Source organism: Erwinia sp. INIA01, assembly GCF_025947915.1.
GTDB classification, from domain to species: Bacteria; Pseudomonadota; Gammaproteobacteria; order Enterobacterales; family Enterobacteriaceae; genus Erwinia; species Erwinia coffeiphila.
On record NZ_JAPDNC010000001.1, the window covers coordinates 78,917 to 104,015 of the forward strand.

Sequence of the window (25,099 nt, forward strand, 5' to 3'; positions counted from 1 at the left end):
GTCTCCTTCAGGAATGCGCCGCTGCTTTTACCTTCCCAAACCCGTCTATATATCAATTTCGGCATAAGATATAAGAAATCCGTCGTTCGAAATGTAAGCACTTTCTTGACACAAATCATAGCGCGGAGGATTATCCAACGATTGCGAATGATTATGTGAATATCTAATTCTTACTGCTTAATCATGCTTTTTTTGAATAATAAAAATTGACGCTATCCGGGGTTTTACAGGCAGGCTGCCCACCGCCCGGGGAAGATAGCATTCAGGAAAATACCCATGACGCATTCTGCTGCACCAGTAACGGCGATCGGCCTTCAGGCTCTGGAAGAGCGGCTCCGATCCGATCTTGAACTGCTTGAACTTCCGGCAAAATCCTGGGTGCCTCCGCGCACCCTGCAAGGTGAAACCGTGCGCGACGTGGTGGTGATCGGGGCCGGGATGTGCGGCCTGGCGGCTACGGCGAAGCTGCTGTTCACCGGCATCAGCAACGTGGTGGCCTACGATGCCGCTCCGGCCGGAGAGGAAGGCCCGTGGATCACCTTCGCCCGCATGGAAACCCTGCGCTCGCCAAAAACGCTGCACGGCCCGGCGCTCGGTTTGCCGCAGCTGACTTTCCGCGCCTGGTTTACCGCCCAGTGGGGCGCAGAGGCCTGGCAGGAACTGGATAAAATCCCGAAAAATCAGTGGATGGATTACCTGGTGTGGTATCGCCAGGTGCTGGATCTGCCGGTGCGTAACAACGTTCGCATTACCGCCATCACCCCAATCGACGACCTGATTGCGCTGGACCTCACCGGTGCCGAAACCGGGCGAATTTATACCCGTCGGCTGGTGCTGGCCACCGGACGCTCCGGTCTGGGCGGGGCTGCCGTTCCTGACTTCCTGCAGGGCGTCGATCGCCGCTTCTGGGCGCACTCCGCTGACGATATCGACTTCGCGGCGCTGAGCGGGAAAAGCGTGGCGGTGATCGGTGCGGGCGCATCCTCAATGGATAACGCCGCCACGGCGCTGGAGGCCGGTGCCGCTGCGGTAGATATGCTGATCCGCCGTGCTGAAATGCCGCGCATCAATAAAATGACCGGCATCGGCAGTCAGGGCGTGGTTCACGGTATGCACCGCCTGGCGGACGACTGGAAGTGGAAGTTCGTTGACTACACCTCCGCTTCGCAGACGCCGCCGCCGCGATCCTCCACGCTGCGCGTTTCCCGCCACCCGCAGGCGCACTTCTACCTGAACTGCGGAATCAAGGCGGTGCGAGAAGAAGGTGAAGGCCTGGCGATTACCACCACTCAGGGCGAGAAGCATTACGACTTTTTGATTGCCGCCACCGGTTTTGCCAACGATTTTAACGGCCGGCCTGAGTTCGCCGCCGTTGCCCCGTTTATCCGCAGCTGGTCTGACGGCCGCTACACGCCGGAAATGGGCACCCCGCGCGCCAGCATGCTGGACGCGCCCGACCTCGGGCCGGACTTCGAGTTCCGCGAGAAAGTACCGGGAAGCTGCCCGCAGCTTGCCCAGATTTACTGCTTTAACGATGCCGCCATGCTGACGCACGGCAAGGTGTCCGGCGATATTCCGGCGGTTAGCGCCGGGGCCGAGCGGCTGGTGCGCGGGATTACCGCGTCGCTGTTTGCCGAAGACGTCGTCAGCCATTACGCCAGTTTACAGGCTTACGACACCCCAGAACTGCAGGGCGACGAGTGGGTGGATGCCTCACCTCTGCTGAAAAAGGAGAATGCGTTGTGATCGACGCCATAGATAAAGCCGCCGGGCTGAAGCCGGACGATGCGCTGTTCCACGCCCGTCGCTTCCGTACCGAATTTGTTGACGGCGCAGAAGCCTGCCGCCGCTCCGTACTGACGCCCGAACACGATCTGGGGCTGAATGCGGCACTGCGCCTGGCACTGGCCCGCCGCATCGCAGCACTGAATAGCGATAGCCCGCTGATTGCCGAATACGATGCGCTGCTGGCAGAACAGCAGCCGGATGGATCGCTGCTGGCGCTGGCCGCCGGGGAGTCTGCGCTGCCGGAACCACTGGCAACGCTGGGCCGCCACAGCGACCTGATTACCCTGAGCCCTGACCGCGCCGACGCCGACGCGATCCGGCGGCTTGAGCAGGCCGGGCTGAATAATCCGCAGATTGTGGCGCTGTCTGAACTGATTGCCTTTGTGAATTTCCAGACGCGCGTCGCCGCGGGTCTGCGTCTGATGAGGTCCGAATGATCCCGTCCGTTACCCTGAAACCGCTGAGCTGGCACCCGTGGATCGCCCCGGTTGAACTGGCCGATGCCACCCCGGAACAGCTGGCCGCCATGCAGGTCACGCCGTCAAACAAGAAGGTGTCGGAGTACGTGCGCACTCTGGCGCACGACCCGGAAAGCTACGTGGCCCGCACGCTGCTGTTTAACGCCATTATGTACGTGGAAGGCGGCCTGGACCGCGCCGACCGCGAGCTGGGTGCGCTGGGCGCATCGCTGGTCAACGGCTGCAAATACTGCGCCGTGGTTCACGCCCGCCGCCACGCGCAGCTGCGCAAAGATAACGCGCTGGTCAGCGCCCTGTATTACCACCGCGAAGACCAGCTCGGCCCGCGCGATGCGGCAATTTATCGCTTTGCCCGCCGCCTGTCGGTCACGCCGTCGGAAGCCACGCCGGAAGATGTGGCGGCGCTGCGCGAAGTGGGTATGAACGATCGCGAAATTATCGACCTGATCCACGCCACCGCCATTTTTGGCTGGGCGAATCGCCTGATGCACGTCCTCGGCCATGCCGGGGTGGAAAAATAAACCCGTTCTGCGCCCGGCATAGCCGAGAGGACACTGAATTCCATGCTTGAACTTAACGATATTACGCTCTCTTACGGCAGCACCCCGATCCTGAAAGGCGTCAACCTTTCGGTAAATCGTGGCGATGTGGTGTCGATTATCGGCCCGAGCGGCACCGGTAAAACCACGCTGCTGCGCTGCATTAACTATCTGGCGAAACCGTCCTCCGGCACCATCACCTTCGACGATATCCGCATGGATTATCGCGCGGCGGATAAAGCGGCAATTCAGGCTATCCGCCTGCGTACCGCCATGGTGTTCCAGCAGTTCAACGTCTTTAAGAATATGACGGTACTGGAAAACGTCATGGACCCTCTGATAGTGGTTCAGCGCAAATCGAAAGAGGAAGCGCGGGAAATCGCCCGTCAGGAACTGGATCGGGTTGGCCTGTCGACCAGGCTCGACAATTACCCGTCTCAGCTTTCCGGCGGGCAGCTACAGCGTACCGGCATCGCCCGCGCGCTGGCGGTTCGCCCGGACGTGATTTTGTTTGATGAACCCACCTCATCGCTGGACCCGGAACTGGTGGGTGAAGTGCTGAAGGTGATTAAAGATGTGACGTCTTCCGGCATTACCTCGCTGCTGGTGACGCACGAAATGCAGTTTGCCAAAAATATCTCGAACCGAATTGTATTTATGGATCAGGGCGTGGTGGCCGCAGAAGGCAGCCCGGCGGAAATCTTTGACAACCCGTCAACGCCACGACTTGCGCAATTCCTTAACGCTGAACGCATCATCTAATAATTAAAAGGAAACGAAGACATGCCTGCATTCAAAACTGTTTTACGCCGCCTGGCCCTGCCGGTTGCCGTCACGCTGGCGATGACCGCCGCCGGAGCCAGCTACGCAGAGTCCGTTCGCACCATTAAAATCGCCACCGCCGCAGAATCCAAGCCGCTCTCCTGGGGTGCGATTGGCGTGGAGCCGCAGGGCTACGAGCCGGACGTGCTGAAGGCGGTGAACGCGAAGCTGCCGCAGTACAAGTTTGTGATGGAAGGCGCGGCGGATATCGCGCAGGAAACCGGGTTGGTCACCGGGAAATACGATATGGCCACCGGCGGCTATTACAAAGCGCCCGCGCGCAGCAAGCAGTTCCTGATCCCGGACAGCCCGATGGGTGCCAGTCTGATGAAAATCTACAGCCGTAAAGACGACAAGATCGACGATATGAAAGGGCTGGTCGGCAAGAAAATCGTACCGGTCACCGCCGGTGGCGGCGTGTACAAGTTCATCACCCAGTGGCAGCAGGAAAACCCGGCCGACAAGATTGATATCAAAGCCTCCAGCGCCGGTATCCCTTACCCGGATCGCCTGAAAGAAGTTCAGAACGGCAAATACGATGCGCTGATCCTGCCTTCCAACCTCGGCGAGCAGACGGTTATCGACAACCAGAAGCTGAACATCGTGGCCAGCGAGCCGGTGGTGATCAACAACACTTACGCGCTGATCCACAAATCGGATGAGAACAAAGTCCTGAGCGATGACATCAGCAAGGCGCTGAAAGAGCTGAAGGATGACGGCACGCTGGATAAGCTGTCGGTGAAATGGTTTGGCGAAGACGTCAGCAAGTACATCAAATAACGCCTCCGCTTTAACCCGAGGTTTTCAGCCGGGCATACCGGCTGAAACTGTATTCAGGAGTATTGCAACGTGGATCTCGCTTCCATGATTCCCGAGCTGCTGTCGGCCCTGCCGCTGACACTCGGGATTATGTTCGTCGCCATCATCGTCGGGTTTATCCTCGCGCTGATCGCCACAACCCTTCGAGTTTACCGTATCCCCGTGGTCGGTCAGCTTGCCGATCTGTACGTATCCTATGCGCGTAGCGTACCGGTGGTGCTGCAACTGTTTGTGGCCTTTTACGGGCTGCCGCTGGTGTCATCGCTGCTGGGACTGGGTGATGTGTTCTCCGCCAATATCGCCGCGATGATTGGCCTGAGCCTGTATCACGGAGGCTATCTGTCGGAGGTACTGCGCCCGGCGTATCTGGCCGTTGAGCGCGGACAGCACGATGCGGCGGACAGTCTCGGTTATTCCTTCCAGAAAAAAATATTCCGCGTCATCGGCCCGCAGGCGGTGCATATCGCGCTGCCCGGCTACGGCAACGCGATCATTTACCTGATCCACAACGTGGCACTGGTGATGTATATCGGGGCCGCCGACATTATGGCAACGGCGCATCTGATTATGGAGCGCGACTATAACCAGTATCAGTTCGGCACCTATCTGGTGCTGGCGGTGATCTACTCGCTGCTGTGCCTGGTGGCCTGGCTTATTGTGCGCTTCTTTGAACGCCGCCATGCAAAGTACAGCTCAAAAACGGCCGCTTCGAAGGTGAAGTTCACGGCAAGCCTCTGACCGGGAGAGTGTGATGTTTGATATTGATGTATTACTGCCGGACTTCTGGAGCATTCTGGATGCCGTGCCCGTTACGCTGGCGATGGCGGTGCTGATTTTTATCACTTCCACGCTGGTCGGGGGCCTGTTCGCGCTGGTGGAATACCGGCGCATCCCGGTGCTGCGTCAACTGGTGATCGCCTGGAAGGTGGCCTTCAAAGGGATGCCGATGGTGGTGGTGATTTTCCTCGCCTACTACGGCCTGCCGCCCGCGCTGCACTTTGTTGCCTCGGTGCTGAACGTGGAAGTGAACGCCCATTCCCTGCCAAACTGGGTGATTATTATCGTGGCGCTGACCGCCTGCGTGTCGGCGTTTCAGGCCGAAGTGGTGAAGGGCGCACTGAACGCCTTTGACAGCGGCCAGTCCGATGCCGCACATGCGCTGGGCTACAGCAACTGGCAGCTTTTCCGCCGGGTGATGTTCCCGCAGATTATCGTCTCGGCAATCCCCGATCTGGCGAACTCGTTTATGGTGATTATGAAGGCGCTGTCGCTGGCCTTTGCGATTGAGGTGGTGGATATCTTCGCTCAGGCGCAGCTGACCGCCGCGCTGAACTTCTACTATCTGGAAGCCTTCGCCATTGCGGTGCTGTTCTATATGGTGATTGCATGGGTGGTGACCAAGGTCGCCGATAAGATCGAAGCCGCGCTGCGGGTCAGGACGTAACGGGTTAGTCGTTCTGCTTAGAAAACACCGCTGGCGTTGTGCTGGCGGTGTTTTTTTATCTACACAGTAAAATTCACGACCTCTGGCTGGTGCACCTCAGCAGCAGTTGCCGTTGCATCTGCAACAGTAGCCGTAGCCGTAGCCGAAATTGCTCAGTGAAAAACTGCCAGAAGTGAAAAGATAATTAACAACGCCCCACCGGCAATATTCACGGTTTTTTTTATCTTCACCGGATCGGCTTTGCTGGCGGAGAAAATCAGTAAATAGCTGACGGCAATCAGCCATAACACCATCACCGCGATATGCACCGATGCCAGAACCAGATAATCGGTTATGTCACCCTGCCGCCCGGCAAACTGCGACACCACGGTCAGATAAAACACGATGGCCTTGGGATTGAGCACGTTCGCCAGCCAGGCATTCTTTAGCGTTATCGCCCCTTCATCGCCGCTGAAGTCCATCGCGCCAGCTCGCAGTCCACTGCGGATCAGCTGCACGCCGAGCCACAGCAGATACAGTGTCCCGGCCACTTTCAGTACGCCGAACATTGCAGGGGAAGCCACCAGAACGGCCGTCACCCCCAGCCCGATCAGCAGCGCGTGGGTATAAATCCCCAGCGCGGTGCCCACCAGCGTACGAACCATGCCGCTGCGGCCACCGGCGAGGGCGCTGTTCATCGCCAGCGTAAAGCTGGCTCCGGGGGACAGCGCAACGGGGAGCAGGGCGGGGAGAAAGCCTGCAAGATTAACATCCATCAGAACATCCTGTTATCTCAGGCCACAACCACATTCAGGTGTTTCGGGAACGAGAGCTGCCTGAGTTTGCGGTCGGGATCGGTGGTAATCAGCCAGGAAATATCCTTCCACACTGCCACCAGCGCGGTTGCGCGGCTGTTTACCTTGTGGCCATCCGCCAGCACCACCGCCTGATTACTCTGTTTAATCATCTGCCTGGCGATGGCGGCTTCGTTCAGATCCTGGTCCATCACACCGGCTTCCGGGCTGACGGCCCCGGCACCGATAAACGCATAATCGGCGTAGAACGCGCTGATGGACTGCAGGGCAATCGGGCCAATGCACTCCATCTTTGACGAACCGAACTCGCCGCCAATCAGAATCAGCTTGATGGTGGCATTGTCATGGAACAGGTTGGCGATCACCGGCGAGTTGGTGATCACCGTCAGATTGTTAATTGCGCTAATCTGGCGGGCGAACTCCATGGTGGTGGTGCCAAAGTCGATAAACAGGGAATCTCCCGGCTTCACCAGTTCTGCGGCGCGTGCGGCAATGGATTTTTTCTCTTCCTCTGCCAGCTTTGCCCGTTCCTTAAATTCCAGCTCAAAACCAAACTGCGCGCTGACCGCACCGCCGTGGATCTTCTTGATATAGCGCATTTCTTCAAGCTTGTTGAAGTCGCGACGAATCGTTTCCTGAGAGACGTTGAAGAACTCCGCCAGATCGTTAACAAATACCTGGCCGCTTTCCCTGAGTTTTTCCAGGATGATGTTCCTGCGTTCCGAACCGTTTGAGTGATCCATGTAAATTTCCGGTCATCCGATCGTAAACCGCAATAGTACGCATTCGCTAAATGTCGGACAAGTACGATGCCGTCAACAGAAACCACATCCCAATGTTGTTTTCATGTTGTTTTTGTTTGTTGATTTCCCCACCGGCTCGCCGCGATTATCTGCAAATTCCCCCTCAGAACATTTTTCATCTCTGTGAGCCACCGCGCCTCGTTTCCCGTCAGAACCGCGATACTCAAGGGATTGACGGTATCTTTCACCATCATATGACCCATTTTTATGGCTCGGCTATATCCCTGAAAACTGCTGCAAAATACCCACATGGACATAAGGAAAAAGTATGAGGCATGTCACGTTTGCACAGTGTAATGTGATATTAATGTTGATTTGATGTGTGGTTATGATGCTAAATGGTGGGAAATCGCTTACTGGCAACATTTAAGTAACACATAAGAACTGAGGGTTATATGCTTAACCAACGCTATGCAGCCATTGACCAGGGAACAACCGGAACGCGCGTTGTCGTGTTCAGCGAGGACGGTAAACACTTTTCGCCCGCCGCCATTGCCCACAAACAGCTCACGCCAAACCCGGGATGGGTTGAACACGATCCGATGGAGATCCTGCGTAACATCCGAAACTGCCTGAATCACTGTGGCGTGGTAGATGCTATCGGGCTGGCCCACCAGGGGGAAAGCATTGTTGCCTGGGACGCACGCAGCGGGCTGCCGCTGTGCAATGCAATTATCTGGCAGGATCAGCGCACTGAAGCCACCATTCGTAAACTGCGCGCCGACGGCGTAGAAGAGACGGTGCGTGCGCGCTCCGGGCTGCCGCTGGATACCTATTTCTCCGCCAGCAAAATGGGCTGGGTGATGCAGAACGTTGCCGGCGCGCAGGAGCTGCTGCGCCGTGGCGATCTGCGGCTGGGGACGATGGATTCCTTCTTTATGTTCCACCTGTGTGGCGTGCATGCCACGGATTACAACTCCGCCTCCCGCACTTCGCTGTTCAATATCCACACCCTGCAGTGGGATGAGGAACTGTGCCGCATCTTCGGCGTGCCGATAGAAGCCCTGCCGGAAGTGCGTCATAACATCAGCCACTTTGGCGATGTGCGCTATGAAGGAAATACCACACCGCTGACCGCCTGCATCGTCGACCAGTTTGCCGGAACCTACGGCCACGGCTGTCTGGAACCCGGCCAGATGAAGATCACCTTTGGCACCGGCGCATTTTTACAATCAATTACCGGCGCAGAAGTGCCTGATGCCGCCGGTTCCGGCCTGCTCCCCACGCTGTGCTGGAAGCTGCCGGGTGAAAACCCGCTGTATGGTCTGGACGGCGGCGTCTATAACGCGGCCTCCGCGATCAACTGGGCGGGAAAAATCGGCCTGTACAGCGATCTGGAGGAGTTCTCCGATTTTCCGGACGAACCGGCGATTGCACGCGGCCTGGCGTTTGTTCCGGCGCTTTCCGGTCTGGGCTGCCCGCACTGGGATCGCTCAGCGGCGGGCGTCTGGGCCGGGCTGTCGCTGGAAACCGAACGCAAAGACATGCTGCAGTCCATTCTGGAAGGCATTGCCGTGCGCTCCGCCGAAGTGATTAACGCCATGGACAAGGTGCGCAGCATTGGCGACACCATCTCCGTCGACGGCGGCCTGTCTTCCAACGCCTATTTCAAGCAGTTCCTTGCCACCCTGATTCAGAAACGCATTGTTTCCCCTTCTAACCGCGAGATCACCGCTCAGGGCGTGGCGCTGCTGGCGAGAAGAGGGTTAGGCAATACGCATCCGATGAAAGTCAGAAACCAGCAGTCCATCACTGAACCACAAAGCAGGGACTTCGCGCCCTATTTTGAACGGTATCAGGACATCATTAATCGCTCACGCAACCTGCGGAACGCATAATAATAAGAGGCTATCATGTCAGAGATTGGAAATATCATTATTTACATCATCATGGCTGGCACGCTGCTAGGAGCAATGGCGTCGATCGTTCGCCCGGAAAGCGGACTGGGGAAAGAGTTTGTTAACGGTATTCACTCCATCGGCCCGGTATTTCTGGCGCAGGCGGGGATAATGGCTGCCATTCCGATTATTTCCTACGGTATTACCCATACTATCGGCCCGCTGTTCGAGTCGATGGGGTCGGATGTGTCGATTGCCGCACTGTCTATTATTGCCGTGGATATGGGCGGCTACCAGCTGGCGGATGTGATTGCCTCGAACCGCGATCAGTGGATCACCGCGATGCTGATTGGTTACACCTCGGGAGCCAGTATTGTTTATCTGATCCCGGTAGGTTTAATTATGCTGCAAAAGTGCGACCATAAATATCTGGCGCTGGGCGCAATGGCGGGATTAATCAGCATTCCGTTTGGCGTGCTGATCTCACTGATGATTATTACCGTAAATAACATTCCGGTGCGTGATATTATTTCCACGTCGTCACCGGCCAGTCACTATCTGACCATTGACTTTGTTAATGCTCTACAGCTTTTATCACCGCTGTTTGCCTTCTGCTTCCTGCTGGCGCTGGGATTAAAATACCGCACTGAATGGATGGTTCGCGGTTTCCTGATGTTCGGTAAAATCATGGATGCCTTTATTAAACTGGTGCTGGCGGCCTGTATTATTCAGCATTTCACCGGCGTATTTACTAAAGTCTTCGGCGGCTGGGTATTCGACCCGCTGTTCGCCGATGAAAAAGAGCTGTATCGCGCCATTGAGATCGCCGGATATATCGGCATTATGCTGGCCGGAACCTTCCCGATTTGCTATCTGTTCCAGAAGTACTGTCACCGCCCGATGCAGTTTATTGGCCGCCAGCTGAAGCTGACCGAAGCCGGTGCGCTGGGGATTGTGATGGTGCTGGCGAACATTATCGCGGTGTATCATCTCTTTAAAGACATGCGCGCCCGTGACAAAGTGCTTTGTGTGGCCTTCGGGATCTGTGCTCAGGCAACGCTAGGTGACCATCTGGCCTTCACGGCTAACTTCCAGCCGACTCTGGTACTGCCGATTATGGTGGGTAAATTTATGGCCGGGGCTATTGCGGTGGCGATTGCGATATTTATTTCCGTACCAGAAGCGCAGCGAATGGAAAAACGCGATGAATTAAATGAGAGTGAATCATCCGAAAATAAAATGGCCGCGCAGTTAAGCCAGTAACGCGATAAGCACGATGGTACTCATGAAGTTTACATACTGCCTGTGATGAAAAACGATTAATAGCATCAGCTTTTTATCACCTGCGCCATGAACTGAAGCATCCTTTTAATTAATAAACTTTGTGCAAAAAGGTTAAATGAAGATCTTTATTCTTTTGAATATTATTTAGCAGGCGGCACTCATCTGGTTGCTACCAGAAAAGGCACTACCGAATTATTGCAGATGGCCGATATTTTAAATCAGGGTTAACCGTATTGCTGTCGTAAGCAATCATGTTTTCCCTCTGAGTAACTTTTTCAGTTTTTATCAGACTCTTATATTACTGAGGTTTATATGCGTAAAGTTTTCCTTGCCTGCCCGTACAGCCACGCAGACGAGAAGGTCGTTCACGAACGTTTTCTGGCCTGTAATAAAGTCGCCGCGAAAATCGCCGAGTCGGGAAATGTTATTTTCAGCCAGGTCACTATGTCTCATCCGATTAATCTGGTGCTCGAGAAAACGGAGAAGGCGAATATCGGCAAGATGTGGGCGCCGATCGATGCTGTGTTTCTTGATGCCATGAGTGAGCTGATTATTCTGGACCTGGAAGGCTGGGACAAGAGTGCCGGGATTCAGCGTGAGATCGAATTTTATAAAGGAAGAGATCAGCGGGTGAGTTTGTGGTCTGAGGTGGCGGGGGAGTTTAATTAATCTGGTTGGCATAGTGCTGACTCGGGCGGGTGGTGGAGCCTGCGGGCGGTCCTCGCGCCGCTTCGCGGTTCCTTCACTTCGCTCGTCAGCCTCACGGACCGGCACAGACGCGCGTCCTGCGCGGCTGTGCCTTTCGCCTGCGTCCTTGCAGGCGAATCCTGGCTTTCCTCTCTCCGTTCAGCGCTGCGGATTGCCCGCAGGCTCCGCCACCCACCCGCGTTTTGATATTTGTGTAATCTGAGAAAACCTTATAAGGCAGAAGTCGATCTGAATTTATGTCCGAATCTGGCTTCCTATCTCTGTTCTGCACTGTGGATTGACCACACTCTCCGTAACCTGCCTGCGTTTTGATAGCTATATCGCTTGAATTTTTCCAGGGGGAACGTCGTGTTGGGCTGATGAACTGAATCGGGATTACTGACTGTACTCAGCAATGCGGATTATTTTCATGCAATCTGGCTAGCTCATTTAAGCCCTTGCAGCGTCGAGATAAAAGTCGAGGTGTGGAATAGCAGCAGAACACAATTGAGAAACCCCATTTGAAGGTAGCCATAGCGCGTCGGGCAGTTCTGGCAAGTATGGCTCAGCGACTAAACGTATGTGGCAAGAGTTGGCGCATTCACAGGAAGATCCGCAGCTTTGCGGCTGTTCATTGAAAGAAGCTTATGGCCAGGAATTCAATACAGCACGCTTCTCACTTCGAACTTCACTGCTTTTTAACCGCAAGCAGGATCTATGCAGGTGGCCAGCCTTTGCGGCTGCCGGGTAATCCGCAGCGCTGAGGTGAAGGCAGCAGGCCAGGAGACGCCAACAGGGATGTGGGCGTCAGGTGAAGCTGGTGCAGGGAGGCACCATCTTCACCGTTCCGGCAGGCCGGATGCCGTAACCGAAGGAACCGCGCAGGCGGCGCGAGGACCGCCCGGAAGCCGCAAAGGCTGGCCACCGTTCACCATTATTCCAGCAACAAAAGGTCAACCGATCGGCTCAGTGCTCACGCTAGCGGGTGGCGTTACCAAAGGAACCGCGTAAGCGGCGCGAGGACCACCCGACAACCGCAAAGGCCGACCGCCATTCACCATTATTCCAACAACAAAAAAAGCCGCTATCTCAATGTCAGCGGCTTCGAAACCTGAACTTCCAGCATGGGATCGGCACTACAGCGCCAGCATTTAGATTTCAGTTAATAATCAGGCAATCGTCACGCTCAGCACGCTCTCCGGTGTCAGCCCCGCCACATCAATATTCTTCAGCAGAACGCGCCGCTCCGGCATACAGCGATGACGTTTACGATAAAGCTCTTTCTGACCATCATGAATCACGATCTCCCCGCTGTACGCTGCGTTGACACGCACGTTCAGCGTCACCGCACCACGGCCGTCCTCACCACAGCGAATCACATTCGGCGCAGAAATACGGAACACCTCGGCCAGTGAAACTGGCACGCTGAAACTTCCTGCATCCTCACTCTTCAGGGAATCCGCGACCGCATGCCCGACCTGCTGGCCTTCCTGATAACACTGATCGCCCATGTCCGCCGGATGCGTCATATTGCCGACCGCGTAATAGCAGGGATCGGAACAGCGCCCGGACTGGTCGAACAGCGGCCGACCGCTGCTCGGTTCAAAGGCCAGATGGCTTTTACGGATCAGCGTATACTCGCCGGTGAAACGCCCGGTGAAGATAATACTGTCGCACTCCACTAACTGCGTCCGGCCTTTCGCATCGGTGAACTCCACACTTTCCACCCGCTCAGCGCCGTTAATTTTCGTGATATGCGCCCCCAGATGCAGCGGCACCCCCATCAGTTTTGCGTACAGCGCGCTGGGGCGAAACGCCACCGGTCGGGAATTCTCATCAATCAGCGCCAGCGCTTTGATTCCGGCGTTGCGCAATGTCCAGATAGTCGAGAAGCTCACCAGTTCGGAACCCACAATCACCGGACGGTTACAGGGTTTCAGTTTCTTCAGATAGATAAACTGTTGCAGCGCACCGGCAGTGAGTACGCCCTGCGGACGAAGGCCGCTGACAAGGCGAGCGTGACGGGGCGTTTCGCGCACGCCGGTGGCAATGATCACCCGCTTCGCCTTCAGGGTTTCAAAACCGCGATCGGACGACACGTCAACTTCACCGCCCGGCTTAATATTCACCACGGTGGTGCTGGTGCGGATTTCATATTTTCCGGCAACACGTTTGAGAATGCGCGCCGCCCAGTTATGGCCGTTCATCGGTCGGAAATAGGTCTGTAAACCAAAAGTGGGGTGGCGGCAGTGGCGGGGAACGCCACCGGCTTCTGCTTCGCGTTCAATTAACAGAACGTTGCGAATGCCGTCCTCAAGCAGAGAGCGGGCTGCGGCAAGCCCGGATGGGCCCGCGCCGATAATAATGACTTCATACTGATTGCTCATTCGACTTTCCCGACGACCAGTGTGTTTTCAAAACGATGACCGATGATTTCAGCAACGTTATTACTGCAAAAGAAGCCGTTGCAGCGCCCCATCATTACCCGGGTGCGGCGTCGTAACGCGCCAATGCATTCGGGCGGGATGGCGGATTCAAACGTCGCTTCCAGCTCGCGGCGTGTGACCAGCTCGCAGTGGCAGACAATGCCGCCGTTACCCGGACAGGTGTAATCCCGCGTTTCATACTCTGAGAGCATCGGCATACGTGGCCATTGCAGCTCGGAGGGCGGGTTCAGGGTAAATAACGCCGGGAAGTGCTGCTGATAAAGCGATTCCACGTGGCTGGCGATCCCCAACGCGGCGGTTAATCCGGTGGAACGAATTCCCCCGACGGTGATCCAGCTGTCCTGCGGGTAATGAAAAATCCGATACTCTTTTTTCTCGGTGGCAGGGCGCAGACCGGCGTAGGTCGCTGTGACCGGATAGTCTGTCAGCGTCGGTAGCATCAGGCTGCCTTTCTCAATCAGCCCCTGCATGACCGTCTCATCCACGTCCGCACGATGACGGTCCTGCTGTTCCTCCGCCGTGGGGCCGAGGATCATGTTGCCAAAAATGGTTTTACACAGCAGCACGCCTTTGGTGGTCGGTGTAGGAACCGGAAGAATAATGGCGTTAATCTGTGATGCCGAAGCCTTGTCATACACCAGGAACTGCCCCTTGCGCGGGCGAATTTCAAATTCCGGGGTGCGCCACATGCCGTCAATCAGATCGCCGTGATTCCCGGCGCAGTTGATCACCAGCCGGGTCTGTACACGGCCTCTGCTGGTCGTCAGCTCCCAGCCGTCATCGGTGGATTTCACACGCTGTACTTCACAGTTGAAAGCATATTGACCGCCGTGCATCACCGCCTGAGTCATATAGGCCAACGGCGAGCTCCACGGATCGATGACGTATTCTCCCGGAACGTAAACGCCGCCGAGTGCGCCTTTCGCCAGGTGCGGCTCGCGGCGATAGACTTCCTCAGAAGAAATCTGTTCGACGTCGAACACGCCATTGTTATGGGCCTGCTGCACAATTCCCGGCAGGGCCTCCAGCTGCTCCTGGTTCCAGGCAACGACGATGGCCGTCGTTTTCAGCAGCGGCAAATTCATCTGCTGATGAATGGCCATATATTCTTCGTAACCAGCCTGCATACATTGCAGTTCCAGGCTCCCGGTAGGGGCGTCAAAGCCCGTGTGGAGGATGGCGCTATTCGCCTTACTGGCACCGGAAAGAATATCTCCCCCTTTTTCCAGCAGCATCGTGCGTGCGCCCATCAGCGTGAAGCGCCGGAATACCGCACATCCGACAACGCCACCGCCGATCACCACCACATCAACATTTTCATTCAACTGTGTCATAAACATCATCCCGGCTTCAGGTTCTGTCATTATCTAAACATAAAAACCACACAACCACAACAACAAAACAGCGTATTAGCCACACTAAAACCACATCAAACTTTTCCAGAAAGTTGCCCGTTAACGCCGGAAATCCACAGGTAACTGGCTGTTATAAAGATAAAATACATCAATCTTCGACGAAAACAGGCGGCCTTAATACGCCTCATTCGCCTTCCTGGCATCAGAAACCAACATGTGGTTTTAGTGTGAGTTTAATTATGCTGGGGGGATGAGCGGCTCTGCGGGCTCGCGCCGCCTTAACCTTTTAGTGAATTAATATTTTCGCTTGATATATAAAGCGGAAGAAAAATTCCATACAATTTACCGGTATCACGACTCATCCTGGCAGAGAACGAGCGAAAGCCAGCATCGCCGCACCAGCAAAGCAGACATAATTTTTCAACGACTTAAGGACTTAACATGTCGTCACGGCAGGGCCACGCAGATATCTTTTTGGTATGCACCACTATGATTGCCGCATTTGGCTGGATCTGTTCCAGAGAGGCAGTGTCCGGTATGCCCACCATGGCATTTCTTGGTTTGCGTTTCCTGCTGGCCGGCCTGCTACTGCTCTGCTTTTGCAAACGCAGCGAATTAAGACAGGCTCTGCATCATCGCCGGTCGGTCCTGATCAGCGGCCTGCTGCTGGCCTGCTGTATGCTGCTGTGGATATACGGCGTCGCCACCACCCGATCGCTGGGGGAGGGAGCGTTTATTATGAGCCTGTCGATGCTGTTTGTTCCGATTGTCGCGTGGGTGATTTTACAGGCTCGTCCGTCGGCGTCATTCTGGGTTTCCCTGCCCGTGGGTATGGTGGGGCTGGGCCTGCTGACCCTGAAAAAGAACATTGTGTTTGAGCCAAGCCAGTTCTTTTTCCTCGGCTCGGCCATCCTGCAGGCGATCTACTTTTGCTATAACACCAAATACGCCAGCTTTGTATCCGTGCGTCCACTGGCGTCCTTCCAGCTGATCTGTACCGGCGTGATTGCTTCCGTACTCTCCCTGCTGCTGGAAACCTGGCCACCGCAGGTTGCGCTATCCACATGGGGATGGCTGGCCGCCAGCGTGCTGATCGCCACCAGCCTGCGCTTCTGGCTACAGCTGAAAGGCCAGAGCATGACCAGCGCCGCCAACGCCGCGCTGATTATGCTGCTGGAACCGCTGCTGACCGTGGTCGCCGCCGCGCTGTGGTTTACCGAGATGATGAGCCTGCAGCAGATGCTGGGCTGTGCGCTGATCCTGCTGTCGCTTTTATACTATCGGGTGAGGGCGGGAAAGCAGGTAAGCAGGTAATCCCTTGACTTTGAAAGCTATCACTAATGTTGCTGAGCGGACTGGCGGCTGCCTCACCAGGATAATCCGCAGCGCAGAACGGAATAAGGAAGCCCGGATTCGCCCTCAGGGAAGAGGGCGAACAAGTGAATCAGAGCGCCTTCTCAATAAACAACGGCACCTTGCTCAGCGCAGAAACCTTCTGCAGATAAGCTAAACAGGCCGGGCTGAACGGGAAATCTTTTACGATGCTCAGGCTGTTCAGCACGGGGAAAAGAATAAACTCGGTGGTTGATACCTTACTGAAGTTTTGCAGATAAGGTTCAATCTCAGCCAGTTTTTCCACCGTCTCAGCAATAAACGCCTCGCTCTGCGCCTGCAGCTCTTCCAGATTACCGAAAGCGGCGATTTCGCGCTGGGTATAGGCCGCGCGGGCTTCCGGCGTTGCCAGCTCGGCAAAATCAGCGCGGGTGAAGCGGGGAATAGCCAGTTTATAAATCGCACCGGACGCCTGCTTGCTCCACTCAACGATCGCCTGATCCGCAGGCTCCGCCGCCACGCGATCGCCCTGCAGGCCATCAACGTAGTGAACGATATCCATGCTCTCCGGCATATAGGTTCCGTCATCTTTCTCAAGGATCGGCACCACTTTTTTACCCACCATCCGGGTTGGCGTTTCCACATCGCCTTCCATAATCACCGAAAGCTCAACGGGCTGATTCTTAAAACCAAAAATCATGCGCGCGCGGTTACAGAAAGGGCAGTGCTGATAGATATGTAGCTTCATCGTGTTTCCCATGGTTGATTCAGATATTTTTTCTGCGGCTCGGTGAGTTACCCTGGGGCAACATCACCGCCGCACTGAGCTAAGTTATACGAGGTTCGGGTGGCTGATATAAATCGTTTTTTGATCGTTAACGGCGATTTCTTCCGCAAAGCCTTCCCGAACGATCGCTCGTAGATCATTTCTGGCGGTATTATCAGAGATCCCCAACGCCTGGCTCACGTCTGCTGCGGTGTATTCCTTGCCCTCGCTCGACAGCATCACGTTCAGCAGCGTAACCTGCCTTGGGCTGAGACGGGTTAGCGCACCTGATTGAAAAAGCTGGCGGTCCAATGCCGCAGCCCGCTGGGTCAACTTATCAACGTGCTGCAGCAAATGCTCCAACGCTCGCGCAATAATACGGGCCTGATACTCAAGGAAATAGGTCAAATCCATGCCGTCAGTCTCACTGTACTGATAGCTCAACGCATATTTTACCGGGGCCGAATGGAGCAGGCTGCTGATCGAGATATATCTGAAGGTGTCGTAATCTGCTTTCAGCATAAACCAGTAAAATAGCGCTCTGCTGGTACGCCCGTTGCCATCCCTGAACGGATGTTCGTGAGCAATCATAAAATGCAGAATGCATGCTTTGATCAGCGGATGGATATATACCGCCCTGTCATTAACCCAGCCACAGATGGCTTCAAGGCGTTCCGGCAGCAGAGCGGCAGCAGGTGGCTGATGCACAATGTTGCCGTCATAGTCGGCAATGACAATGTCGTCGGTGGTGCGGAATTCACCGGGTTGGTACTTTTCGTCATCAATACCCGCCATACCCGTTGCGTGGAAACGCCGGATTAAATCAGGCGTTAAGGGCTCACTTAGCCAGTCGGGTATTTCAGCCATCAGGCGGGCATTACCGGCGATCATATGTTCATCAGCAGTACGAGGCTCGCGACCGCTTTCCAGCATATTTCGCGCAACCAGCGTAGTGGTGTTCGCGCCTTCCAACTGGCTACTGGTAATAGGTTCATCCAGCCGTAGCTGGCTCAGTTCAGCTCCCGCGCCTTTTAGACGCTGCGTCAGTTCCTTCAGCGCCAGTCGGGTTGCATGCTTATCGACCCTCTCGCACACTGCGGCCATGGCTGGCGTGATAATCAACCCGGCCTGCTGACCGGCTTCATCATGATAGTTAATCCATTGCATTGCCGCGTTACGGGCGCGACGCGTCATCGACCAGGCAAGATCCACGTTATCGCGGCGCGAAACGCGATGTCGAAATTCGTCAAAGGGCAGATAACGGCCTCTTTCATCGACCACCCGGTTATACTGCTGGTGAGCCGCAAAGTCAGCGCCGGAGAGCGACTCCAGCGGGATTAATGCAGGCGGTCGTTTAATTGACATAGTGACTACCTCAAAATTATTCAGTTTTGCGATAGTATAGTACAACTGATGGAATCTATCTCAAATTCATTTTTTTTTGAGATAGATATAAAGGTTGATTCTCCATAATCGATAACACGCTGCGCTTAAATAGCAGCCAGGACACCGCTCTGAGTGGTCTGGTTCTACTGCGCACGTCGGGTCGCCAGTGCCGCCGACCACAGCGCATTTTTGCAGCGGGGGCAGGGCGGGCTTTCACCTCCGACAATATGCAGGCTCAGCCCGCAGCGGGTGCAGGCATATAACCCCGTATCGGGCACCCGGGTGAACGCGGGTCGATGTTCCGGCGGCAGCACGCTGAGGCCGGGTCGCACGTCCCGATCGTCGAAATAATACAGGCTCAGCTGCCCGTCCAGTTTAATAAGCGCCAGCCGCACCTGCCCCAGGTGCTCAACCCCGCTCTGGCGCAGCTCCATAAAGAATTCATCTTCGGAGATGTTCAGCCCGTTCTGTGTCGGAGTAGGGGAAGTGACATAAGCATAGTTGAGGGAGTGTTCAGCGGTTTATTGCATTAAAAATACACGGCAATTATCGCCGTATATTTTTCACCATATAAACCTTAGCGACCCTCACCATCAGGCCGATGGTGAACGTATTCCACGACCGTGCCATCAGGATGAACGGCATTAAACGCTGCTCCGGTCGGCACGACCTGAAGAGGAAAAACGATCGTTGCACCGGCAGCAACCAGTTTGTCGTACCAGGGCTGAACATCGTCCACCAGCAGCGTGCCGGTTGTAGACGTAAACGGGGCCAGCGCATCCTCGCTGCCTTCGATCAGCAAAAACGCACCGACCATCGCCAGCCTTAAGCCTGCTTCCGGGAACGGGAATCCGCCATCCGCTCGGGTTGATTGCAGATGCTCGTAAAAGGCCACGCTGCTTTCCAGTTCACCGGGTTTAACAAAAACCCGGATCAGCACGCGCGGCGTTTTAAGTAAAGAGGTGTCGTTGCGGTCACGCCAGAGATGATTGAAATCACGTAGTGTCGTCATCGGTTTCTTTTCCACCTTAGCCGCTCATCGCCGCCGCATAAACCAGGGCGACGACCCGGCAGTCAGAAGTTTTTATCCAGCGAAATACTGATATTGCGCTGATGGTAGTCGTAAAAATCGATGTTACTGTTTACCCGTTTATAGGTGAAATTCAACTTTGGCATAAGACCAAACAGGTCGAGATCGCGGTGCCAGACGGCCAGGCTGTAATACTGCTCGTTGTCCCTGCGCCGGATGGAAAAAATATCGCTGTCCGCCTGGTACTGGCGGCGGGAAAACGCGCCCATCGCGGAGAAAGAGAGTTTCCAGGGCAAATCAACCTGTGCGCCGGTGCGCAGCCCGATGCGGCGGTTATTTTCACTCTGCGTCAGCGTTTGCTGATCCAGCAAATCCACGCCGCCAAACAGGGAGACCCGCGAATTCAGGGCGTGGGAAAGGGTAGTGGAGGAAAGCCGGTTATGGCCGCGCAGGAATGCATAGTCGCCGTTGTCATAGCCGAGTTTCTGATACTCCAGCGCCTGGCTAATCTGCCAGCGGGGCGAGAGCAGATAACTGTATTCCGCACGAACGCCGGGGCCGGAAGAGTAGCTTTCGGTGCCGTACCAGCGCTGCTCATAGAACGGTAGAACGGCAAACTGCTGACGGAAATCCCGCCACTGATATCCAGCATAAACGCGCCCGGTGATGTCATCAAAGCGGTGGTTGTTCCAGTAGCTTTTGCCATACACCGTGCCGAGGAAGCGCAGGCCGTGCTGGTTATACAACTGCACGTCTTTTTGCAGCGCGCCGCTGAACTGCACGCCCTCGCCGCGCTGCGGCAGGCTGTCTTTATTGCGGATAAACAGGCGATCGCCGATGCGTACGGTGTCGCCCGACGAGGCGTTATTCACGTTGCTGTCGTTAAGATAGCTGAGGCTGAAACTCCCCGTGAGCGGGCTGCCGCGGTGAATACGGTCCAGGTACTGCGCGATAATCTGCTGAACATTCTCCGGCGGATTGCTGCTCAGCACCCGGCGGAACTGATATTCCGCGGCGTCGGTCTGCCGGTTTTCATACATTGCCCGCGCCAGTTCCAGCCGCACCGCAGCAAAATCGGGGTGGGCACTGAGTATCGCGCGATAGTGTTTTATCGCCCGATCGTAATGGCCTTCGCTGCGGGCCAGACCCGCGCGGGCAAAGTGGATCAGTATCTCGTCCGGCTGCGGGGAAGCGGCGTAAACCGGTAAAATCGCGCGCACGATCGGCCACTGGCCTTCACTGACGGCACGGTCCAGCATCGCTTTGGCCAACTCAGGCTGCGCCGCAAGATCGCTATTGTTAATGTGTTGCGTACGGCGGCTGTCGCCGGTGTCGGTCGGCTGTTCAAGCCGGTCTAAATGACTGGCGGCGGGAAGATACTGGGTTTCAGGTGGTGCAGCAAAAAGCATACTGACCGGGCACAATAATCCCAGTACAGCTAAAGCCCGGACTTTCATAGACATTACCATTGCAGGAAAACCGGCCAGGCTGGCTGGCCGGAAAGGGATTATTTTTTCGTCGCACCAAACGAGGTGTTCTTGGTGCTATCGCTGAACTGCGCGATGCCACCCAGCTCTTCGGCTGCCGGGCCGTTGAAGTGGCCGATAAAGGTGCCGTTCTCGCCGCCGGACTGGGCATCACCGCTGAAGCCACCGTTGCTGATCTTGCCCTGCATGGCGACCGCACTGCCGTAATCGTCACCGGCGGCGATGTTGCCGTTAATGGTTTTCGCCGCGAAATCCACGTTGAAGGTAGCGTCGCTGCGGGTGCTTTCGCGCATGCCGCTACCGGCATAGGTCGCCGTGCCCTGAGTCGGTACATTGGCCGCCAGCGTGGCATCGCCGGTGTAGAACACGTCATGCGTGCCCTTTTCAAAATGCGTCCAGGTGCCGTAGGTGGTGTAGCTCATCGTGCCGCAGCACCAGGACGTGGCGGAAACCTGAGTACCGTCGGTGCGGGTCAGCATCTGGGTGAAGACGCCAGTCACGACAAGGCCCGGTTGGCGCATGGTGTACTTACTGCCGTCCGGCGTGGTGTAGGTGTAGCCGGAAACAGTCCCGCCGGTTGCGTAGCTGGCTGCCGGTGAAGTGGGCAGCGTTGGGGTGGTGCCGCCGTTATTCTCGCCGCCGCTGCCGTTGCCGCTGTCGGTTTCGCCCGGCGAGGTGGTGACTGGGGGAGCGCTGTCGTCGCCACCGCCACCGCCGCCTCCACCGCAGGCAGTAAGTGCAATAACGGAAAGTAACAAGGTAGTTTTAAAGTTGAACATTAATGAAAGCCCTTTGATTGTAATAATCCATGTCTTTTTGCGTATTTTTGTATACATAAAGTTACACGGAAAAATTGGGCCTTCCCTATAAATAATCCTTACCTGACAGCATTATGAGAATTATCCGAACTGAAAGTTAACCATCGTTAGATTAATTACCATCGAGGTGGTAATAACAAAAAATCCGCCATGATTTAAATGATAACTAACCAGAAATAGTCATCTGTTCAGTAACATAAGAATCATCCTGCCAGTGCACGGCAGCATCACGACTTATATTTATTATCAACAAAAGGGTTATTCCCCGGCGCAAAGGCGATGAATGATATTGCCTGCAGCCTCAGAGGGTCAGTCAATGAGAAGAGTAATTAGTCGATGTGGTAAAAGCACGCGGCAGAACGCCGCGTGCGGGGAGTTTTAGATATCCGGGAAGGTCAGGTTGTTGCCCGGCGCTTCGCGGTTGAGGTGGATAAAGTTCAGGTGACGTTCGTACTGATCGAGAATATCAATAATCACCTGTTCCTTGCTGTAATCCATCAGGTCGTTGCCCTGGCTGCCCTCCAGCAGGAAGGTTTCCAGGCGGAAGTAGCTGGATTTCCCGCTGCGGGCGCGGTAGGTAAAGCCCGGCACCGAGTATTTCTGCGGCCACACCTGATAGACGAAGTCCTGCTCGTCGCCCAGATGCACGCGAAGTTCCAGATGGCCGAGGTCTTCCCCTTCCTGGGCCGGCAGGCTTTCCAGCATCACTTTGCCGCCGCGCAGCTCCAGCTCCTTCGCCACATCCTGCATCGCCGGATAAACCACCGTCTGCATCATCTGCTCGGTATAGCGCGAACCAGGATAGTTCATCAGGCGCGACAGGCGCTTTTTCCAGCTTAACCGATCGTGTGCGCTGGCCAGATACGGGGCGGTATCGCGGTTGGCACTCACCCGGCGGTAATCTTCCACCTTCAGCGATTTATACAGACCGGCCATCACAAAGAAGATCACAAAGCTGAACGGCAGCCCCATAATCACCGTGGCGTTTTGCAGCGCGGAAATGCCGTTGGTCATCAGCATACCGAGCGTCAGCAGACCGATGGTGACCGACCAGAAAATACGTATCCAGTTCGGCGCATCACTGTTGATGTCCTTCAGTTTGCAGGTGAAGTTGCCCAGCACCAGCGATCCCGAATCCGCCGAAGTGACGTAGAACAGCATACCGGTGATCGTCGCCACCGAAGCGCTGAACTTAAAGGCCGGATACTGTGCCAGCAGGCTGTAGAAGCCGCGTTCGGCATGGCTCATCACTTCCTGCGCGAATCCTGCATCGCCGTGAATGATTTCATACAGTGCGGCATTGCCGAACACGGACAGCCACAGCAGGGTAAAGGTGAAGGGGATAATCAGCGTGCCGAGCACGAATTCACGAATGGTACGGCCGCGTGAGATACGCGCCAGGAACAGTCCGACAAACGGCGACCAGGCCACCCACCACGCCCAGAAAAACAGCGTCCAGCTGTTCATCCACTCAACGGGGCGATCGAAGGCAAAGGTGTTCAGCGTCATACCGGTAAAGCGGTTGATATAGTCCCCGACGTTCAGCACCAGCGCGTTCAGTAAGAATTCAGTGTTGCCGAAGAACAGCACGAACAGGATCAGGAACAGCGCCAGCGCCACATTCAGCTCGGATAAAATACGAATGCCTTTATCGACGCCGGAGGTGACGGAAATCGTGGCGATAATCACCGACAGCACGATTAACGCCGTCTGGGCACCCAGCCCTTCCGGGATATCAAACAGCACCTTCAGCCCGTAATTTAGCTGCACCACGCCGATACCCAGCGTGGTAGCGATACCGAAAATGGTGCCGATAACGGCGGCGATATCCACGGTGTGGCCGATGGGGCCGTTAATGCGTTTACCAAAGATGGGATACAGTGCGGAGCGAATGGTCAGTGGCAGGTTGTAACGGTAGCTGAAGTAGCCCAGCGCGATGCCCATCAGGGCGTACATCGACCAGCCGGTCAGGCCATAATGGAACAGCGTCCAGACCATCGCCTGACGGGCCGCTTCGAACGTTTGCCCCTGGCCTTCCGGTGGCTGCATATACTGCGTTACCGGTTCAGCCACCGAGAAGAACATCAGATCGATACCGATGCCTGCGGCGAACAGCATCGCCGCCCAGCTCAGGATACTGAACTCCGGTTTCGACTGCTCGGGCCCGAGTTTGATCGCGCCAAATCGCGAACAGGCCATAAAAATCACAAACACCACATATAACGTAGCGGCCAGCATGTAATACCAGCCAAACGTGGCGGAAACCCAGTTAACGGCGCGCAGTATCCAGCTCGCCATGAGGTCGCTGTAGAGAATCGTCATCAGGGAAAACAACAAAATCAGCCCGGCGGACGTGTAAAACACCACGGGATTGATTTTGTCCTTTTCACTGGCAGGTGGATTATTCATCAATTACCTCTGGTTTTTAAATCAACAAAAAGAATTCACAACAATTACTTGCGGTTCGTAACGAATCGCCTGCAACACATACATACTAGCAACAAAACATTTTATATTGAACGTTCAATCAATAAAAAGTTACACTAGCGTCTCGTTTTACTCGTGGAGTTGAGGTTATGCCAAAGGTAGGGATGCAGCCAATCAGGCGGAGACAGTTAATAGATGCCACGCTGAACACCATCAATGAAGTCGGCATTAACGATGCCACCATTGTGCAGATTGCCAGGCGGGCTGGCGTGTCTACCGGCATCATCAGCCATTACTTCAAAGACAAGAACGGCCTGCTGGAAGCGACCATGCGTGACGTAACCCGTCAGCTGCGCGACGCCGTCGCGGCGCGGCTGGAAAAACTGATCGATGCCGGGGCAGAAGCCCGCTTGTGCGCGATCGTTGAAGGGAATTTCGATAAAACGCAGGTCCACAGCGCCGCCATGAAGGCCTGGCTGGATTTCTGGTCCAGCAGCATGCATCAGCCTTCTTTACACCGCCTGGAGCGGGTCAGCAGCGGCAGACTGTTCAGCATGTTAGTGGTGGAATTTCGCAGGGAACTGCCGCGAGAAGCGGCGCGCATTGCCGGGCACGGACTGGCCTCGCTGATTGATGGCCTCTGGCTACGTGCCGCGCTGAGCGGCAAACCGTTTGATGAAGAGCTGGCGCTGGCGTTGACCCGTCAGTTTATTCGTCAACAGCTTGCACGAACCGAATAACCTGAGAAAGGAGA

At 55.6% G+C, this 25,099-nt stretch carries 23 protein-coding genes; 12 read left to right on the plus strand and 11 right to left on the minus strand.

All coding sequences use genetic code 11. From position 1 onward, the window contains the following. The first annotated feature begins 276 nt into the window (after positions 1–276). From OMR58_RS00355 to OMR58_RS00385, 7 genes are all read left to right on the plus strand, one after another. The gene (locus OMR58_RS00355; RefSeq protein ID WP_264545064.1) at positions 277–1,746 is read left to right on the plus strand and encodes an NAD(P)-binding domain-containing protein; all 1,470 of its coding nucleotides are present in this window, start codon (positions 277–279) and stop codon (positions 1,744–1,746) included. Further along, positions 1,743–2,225 carry a hypothetical protein gene (locus OMR58_RS00360; RefSeq protein ID WP_264545065.1) on the plus strand — a complete coding sequence of 161 codons (483 nt, stop codon included), beginning with the start codon at positions 1,743–1,745 and terminating at the stop codon, positions 2,223–2,225. The genes OMR58_RS00355 and OMR58_RS00360 overlap by 4 nt, the downstream gene beginning before the upstream one ends. After that, a complete protein-coding gene (locus OMR58_RS00365; protein ID WP_105591740.1) occupies positions 2,222–2,788 on the plus strand; it encodes a peroxidase-related enzyme in 567 nt (188 codons plus the stop codon). Before OMR58_RS00360 ends, OMR58_RS00365 begins: the two co-directional genes overlap by 4 nt. A 42-nt stretch (positions 2,789–2,830) precedes the next feature. Continuing rightward, complete coding sequence (locus tag OMR58_RS00370; RefSeq protein WP_105591741.1) at positions 2,831–3,568, plus strand: amino acid ABC transporter ATP-binding protein; 738 nt, start codon at positions 2,831–2,833, stop codon at positions 3,566–3,568. 21 nt (positions 3,569–3,589) lie between these two features. After that, positions 3,590–4,408: a transporter substrate-binding domain-containing protein gene (locus OMR58_RS00375; RefSeq protein WP_105591742.1), complete on the plus strand. Its 819-nt coding sequence runs from the start codon at positions 3,590–3,592 to the stop codon at positions 4,406–4,408. A gap of 69 nt (positions 4,409–4,477) precedes the next feature. Then, positions 4,478–5,185, plus strand: coding sequence for an amino acid ABC transporter permease (locus OMR58_RS00380; RefSeq protein ID WP_264545066.1), 708 nt, complete (start codon positions 4,478–4,480; stop codon positions 5,183–5,185). 13 nt (positions 5,186–5,198) lie between these two features. Next, positions 5,199–5,891 (plus strand): amino acid ABC transporter permease, encoded by a 693-nt coding sequence (locus tag OMR58_RS00385; RefSeq protein WP_105591744.1) that lies wholly within the window; start codon positions 5,199–5,201, stop codon positions 5,889–5,891. A 152-nt stretch (positions 5,892–6,043) separates the two neighbouring features. Here the strand turns inward: OMR58_RS00385 and OMR58_RS00390 are convergent, their stop codons facing one another. After that, positions 6,044–6,646: a LysE family translocator gene (locus OMR58_RS00390; RefSeq protein ID WP_264545067.1), complete on the minus strand. Its 603-nt coding sequence runs from the start codon at positions 6,644–6,646 to the stop codon at positions 6,044–6,046. A 17-nt stretch (positions 6,647–6,663) separates the two neighbouring features. Beyond that, the gene (locus OMR58_RS00395) at positions 6,664–7,428 is read right to left on the minus strand and encodes a DeoR/GlpR family DNA-binding transcription regulator (RefSeq protein WP_200559021.1); all 765 of its coding nucleotides are present in this window, start codon (positions 7,426–7,428) and stop codon (positions 6,664–6,666) included. 455 nt (positions 7,429–7,883) lie between these two features. Between OMR58_RS00395 and OMR58_RS00400 the strand changes: the two genes are divergently transcribed. The 3 genes from OMR58_RS00400 (at position 7,884) to OMR58_RS00410 (ending at position 11,279) form a co-directional block, all read left to right on the plus strand. Beyond that, positions 7,884–9,326 carry a glycerol kinase gene (locus OMR58_RS00400; RefSeq protein ID WP_264545068.1) on the plus strand — a complete coding sequence of 481 codons (1,443 nt, stop codon included), beginning with the start codon at positions 7,884–7,886 and terminating at the stop codon, positions 9,324–9,326. A gap of 15 nt (positions 9,327–9,341) precedes the next feature. Next, complete coding sequence (gene eutH / locus OMR58_RS00405) at positions 9,342–10,589, plus strand: ethanolamine utilization protein EutH (protein WP_264545069.1); 1,248 nt, start codon at positions 9,342–9,344, stop codon at positions 10,587–10,589. 333 nt (positions 10,590–10,922) lie between these two features. Then, entirely contained in the window at positions 10,923–11,279 is a 357-nt protein-coding gene (locus OMR58_RS00410) for a DUF1937 family protein (protein ID WP_264545070.1), read from the plus strand. Between the two features lie 1,187 nt (positions 11,280–12,466). Here OMR58_RS00410 and OMR58_RS00415 read toward each other — a convergent pair. Both OMR58_RS00415 and OMR58_RS00420 read right to left on the minus strand, forming a co-directional pair. Next, a complete protein-coding gene (locus OMR58_RS00415) occupies positions 12,467–13,684 on the minus strand; it encodes an NAD(P)/FAD-dependent oxidoreductase (RefSeq protein WP_264545071.1) in 1,218 nt (405 codons plus the stop codon). Next, positions 13,681–15,078, minus strand: a complete 1,398-nt coding sequence (locus OMR58_RS00420) for an NAD(P)/FAD-dependent oxidoreductase (RefSeq protein ID WP_264545072.1) — start codon at positions 15,076–15,078, stop codon at positions 13,681–13,683. The genes OMR58_RS00415 and OMR58_RS00420 overlap by 4 nt, the downstream gene beginning before the upstream one ends. Positions 15,079–15,540: 462 nt before the next feature. On the opposite strand from OMR58_RS00420, the gene OMR58_RS00425 reads away from it, so the two are divergent. Next, a complete protein-coding gene (locus OMR58_RS00425; RefSeq protein WP_200559025.1) occupies positions 15,541–16,413 on the plus strand; it encodes a DMT family transporter in 873 nt (290 codons plus the stop codon). Positions 16,414–16,543: 130 nt separating this feature from the next. Here the strand turns inward: OMR58_RS00425 and grxB are convergent, their stop codons facing one another. The 7 genes from grxB to OMR58_RS00460 all read right to left on the minus strand — a co-directional run bounded on the left by grxB (position 16,544) and on the right by OMR58_RS00460 (position 24,327). Continuing rightward, the gene (grxB, locus tag OMR58_RS00430; RefSeq protein WP_264545073.1) at positions 16,544–17,179 is read right to left on the minus strand and encodes a glutaredoxin 2; all 636 of its coding nucleotides are present in this window, start codon (positions 17,177–17,179) and stop codon (positions 16,544–16,546) included. A gap of 84 nt (positions 17,180–17,263) precedes the next feature. Further along, a complete protein-coding gene (locus tag OMR58_RS00435; protein WP_264545074.1) occupies positions 17,264–18,562 on the minus strand; it encodes a Fic family protein in 1,299 nt (432 codons plus the stop codon). 164 nt (positions 18,563–18,726) lie between these two features. Further along, entirely contained in the window at positions 18,727–19,044 is a 318-nt protein-coding gene (locus tag OMR58_RS00440; protein WP_444861289.1) for a YetF domain-containing protein, read from the minus strand. A 116-nt stretch (positions 19,045–19,160) separates the two neighbouring features. Continuing rightward, a complete protein-coding gene (locus OMR58_RS00445) occupies positions 19,161–19,595 on the minus strand; it encodes a VOC family protein (protein ID WP_264545076.1) in 435 nt (144 codons plus the stop codon). A 62-nt stretch (positions 19,596–19,657) separates the two neighbouring features. After that, on the minus strand, positions 19,658–21,076 hold the full coding sequence (locus OMR58_RS00450) for a surface lipoprotein assembly modifier (RefSeq protein WP_264545077.1): 1,419 nt from the start codon (positions 21,074–21,076) through the stop codon (positions 19,658–19,660). 44 nt (positions 21,077–21,120) lie between these two features. Further along, positions 21,121–21,879, minus strand: coding sequence for a Slam-dependent surface lipoprotein (locus OMR58_RS00455; RefSeq protein WP_264545078.1), 759 nt, complete (start codon positions 21,877–21,879; stop codon positions 21,121–21,123). A gap of 417 nt (positions 21,880–22,296) precedes the next feature. After that, positions 22,297–24,327, minus strand: coding sequence for a choline transporter (locus OMR58_RS00460; protein ID WP_200544935.1), 2,031 nt, complete (start codon positions 24,325–24,327; stop codon positions 22,297–22,299). Between the two features lie 167 nt (positions 24,328–24,494). Here OMR58_RS00460 and betI point away from each other — a divergent pair, with 167 nt between their 5' ends. Continuing rightward, positions 24,495–25,085, plus strand: coding sequence for a transcriptional regulator BetI (betI, locus tag OMR58_RS00465; protein WP_200559034.1), 591 nt, complete (start codon positions 24,495–24,497; stop codon positions 25,083–25,085). Positions 25,086–25,099 lie beyond the last annotated feature (14 nt).